This window comes from Winogradskyella sediminis, assembly GCF_003387355.1.
Classification (GTDB): domain Bacteria; phylum Bacteroidota; class Bacteroidia; order Flavobacteriales; family Flavobacteriaceae; genus Winogradskyella; species Winogradskyella sediminis.
Window position 1 is genome coordinate 1 of record NZ_QUNH01000023.1, and the last position, 2,304, is coordinate 2,304.

4 protein-coding genes are annotated in these 2,304 nt (G+C 31.9%); all 4 read right to left on the bottom strand.

The window, feature by feature from the left end; translation table 11 throughout:
• Positions 1 to 247: 247 nt before the first annotated feature.
• The 4 genes from C8N41_RS16720 to C8N41_RS16735 all read right to left on the bottom strand — a co-directional run bounded on the left by C8N41_RS16720 (position 248) and on the right by C8N41_RS16735 (position 2,145).
• Entirely contained in the window at positions 248 to 760 is a 513-nt protein-coding gene (locus C8N41_RS16720) for a hypothetical protein (protein ID WP_115840117.1), read from the bottom strand.
• Positions 761 to 921: 161 nt separating this feature from the next.
• Positions 922 to 1,467: a hypothetical protein gene (locus C8N41_RS16725; protein ID WP_115840118.1), complete on the bottom strand. Its 546-nt coding sequence runs from the start codon at positions 1,465 to 1,467 to the stop codon at positions 922 to 924.
• Positions 1,468 to 1,619: 152 nt separating this feature from the next.
• Positions 1,620 to 1,922, bottom strand: a complete 303-nt coding sequence (locus C8N41_RS16730) for a type II toxin-antitoxin system RelE/ParE family toxin (RefSeq protein ID WP_115840119.1) — start codon at positions 1,920 to 1,922, stop codon at positions 1,620 to 1,622.
• A 1-nt stretch (position 1,923) separates the two neighbouring features.
• Entirely contained in the window at positions 1,924 to 2,145 is a 222-nt protein-coding gene (locus C8N41_RS16735; protein WP_115840120.1) for a hypothetical protein, read from the bottom strand.
• Between the last annotated feature and the right edge of the window lie 159 nt (positions 2,146 to 2,304).

Below are 2,304 nucleotides of genomic sequence, written 5' to 3' on the forward strand. Positions count from 1 at the left end.
GGTAGCTTTTTTTTCGCCAGTGTTCATTTGTTGTTTTCATAAGTGACTGTAATTAATTGCTTAATTTTTAGTCAACCTATTTCAGGAAAGTTCATTTCTCAAATGTTTGCCAACGTGTTTGTGTATGGCTCGTTGCGGAAAATCAGCTATGATTTTCCGCCGTAACCGAAAGATAGCAAATTGCAATGAATTCCGATTAGGAATTCAGCCGCAATGAGCTATACACGGTGTTAGCAGTTCGGTTTTATTATCCAATTTCAAATATGTCATTTATTATTCGGCTGACTGCATTTTTTGTCCTTGGAACACTATCCTTTTCTATATATTGTTTTAATCCGTTTGCAATTCTGTCCAGTTTAGGGTTGTCAGTCAGTTTAGGATTTAATTCTCTCATCCAAAGTGATTGATTTAGTCTTTCTCCGCGTGTGGTACAAAACATTATTGCGTCAAGTGCAATCAAGCTCAAGGGTCGTCCAATTTCAAGCCATTTTTCCGCTCTTTTCCAACTGAAATTCGAACTTGCAGATAAATGTCCCCAATCCTGCGTTACATTTTTTACTCTATCAGCGTTTTGTTCCACCCAATCTAAAACAGGTTCGTATTTTAAAAAATTCAGAGGCGCCATAAATTCAGTCAGATATTTGTCCTCACACTCATTCAATTCAGAAGTAATTAATTCAAAAGCATCTTTTGTGTTGTGCTTTTCAATTATTTCTTCCATTCGGATTTGAAAATTTTCTACTTTTTCTCTGTCGTACATCAAGAGTGGTTTTAACTGACTGCTAACGGTCTCGTATAACCGTCAGTTACGGGTTAAAGTACACAAATTTTCGGTTTAGCACAGAAGTTAGCAATTCCGAGTGGATTCGGACGTAGTCGAATCCGCCGTAATTGCGGTTATACATTGTTGTAGCCAGTTTTTTATCTGTCCCAACCATCAATTACATAATTTTTTTCAGTCAGCTTTTTTTCGATGCCAGAACTTTCAGATTTAAACCATAATTCAAATCGAGTAGGATAGAAGTTCTCAAAAGTTCCTTCGTCAATTACTGTTCTTCCTTCATAGAGTTTATATTCGTTGCTCAATTCAGATATTTTATTTTTCGTTCGGTTATTTAATTTCCACTCCGATAATCGAATATTTTTAGTCAATTCGTATGCTTTAATAAATAATTCTCCTTTTTCACTTGGTTTATGCCACATATAAAAATCATATCCAGAATATCCATTTCCAATTACCAATATTTTTTCTTGCTCAACATTTAAATTTCTCAAAGAGTCAATTTGTCTATTAGATAAAAATAAGATTGGTTTTTCAAATTTTAGATTTTCAGGAATTTCAATATTGTAAAATATTTCATCTCCTTTATTTTCATTTGCGATTTTGAAAAATAACCAAAATATAAATCCAACGAATAATATTATTACTGAAGAAATTCCGATTAGTATTTTTTTAGTTAATGTCATTTCTCAAATTGGCTACAACGGTCTCGGCTATGAGTAGTTGCGTGGGTTAGCACTTAACTTTGCAAGTACACACCAAACTGAAAATCCGCGAGGATTTTCAGAAGTAGGCGAGAACAAGCAATTACTTATAGCCATTGTTGGGCTTTCGTTTTTTATATTTCTTTATCCAGTTTATTCGGATTTTGTCTTGTGTCAAATAACGTAACAATGTTTATTCGTTTGGAATTATAGCGATAATATAAAGTCGTTTGTTTTGTGATTACGCATTTTCTTAAACTTTTTCCTTTTTTAGACTCAGGAAATATTTCAGGCTGGTTTTTAATAATCTCAATTGATGAGTCTAATTTTTCAACAAAATCCTTTTTTACTTTAACAGACCATTTTTCGATTAAGTACTCGAAAAGTTTTTCTAATTTCCTTTCGGCTGTTTTTGAAATAACAACTTTTCTGCTCAATTTATCTGTGTTTTTGCATAAAAGATTCGTAATCTGTTATTTCTCCGTTTTCTATTTCACGAGAAGCTGTTTCAATTTCTTTACGCTGTTCAATAGATAAATCGTCCCAAAAGTCAGCAGTTTTTGCTTTTTTGAAGATTTTTTTAATTGATTCAATGATTTTAGGATTTTCGGTATCCAAAAGCATTTTTACCAATTCTATTTTTTCCGCTTGAATATTCATCTCATATTTATTTATAATCAAAAATAATGATTTTAACCTGAAATTTTGATTGGAAACTATTTTTTGTATTATACTGAAATAGGTTGACTCTTTTTGGTTCAAATTTAGACGTTCAAAAGATTTTTTTTAAGCCGTTTAGAAGGCAAAAAAATAATTTGA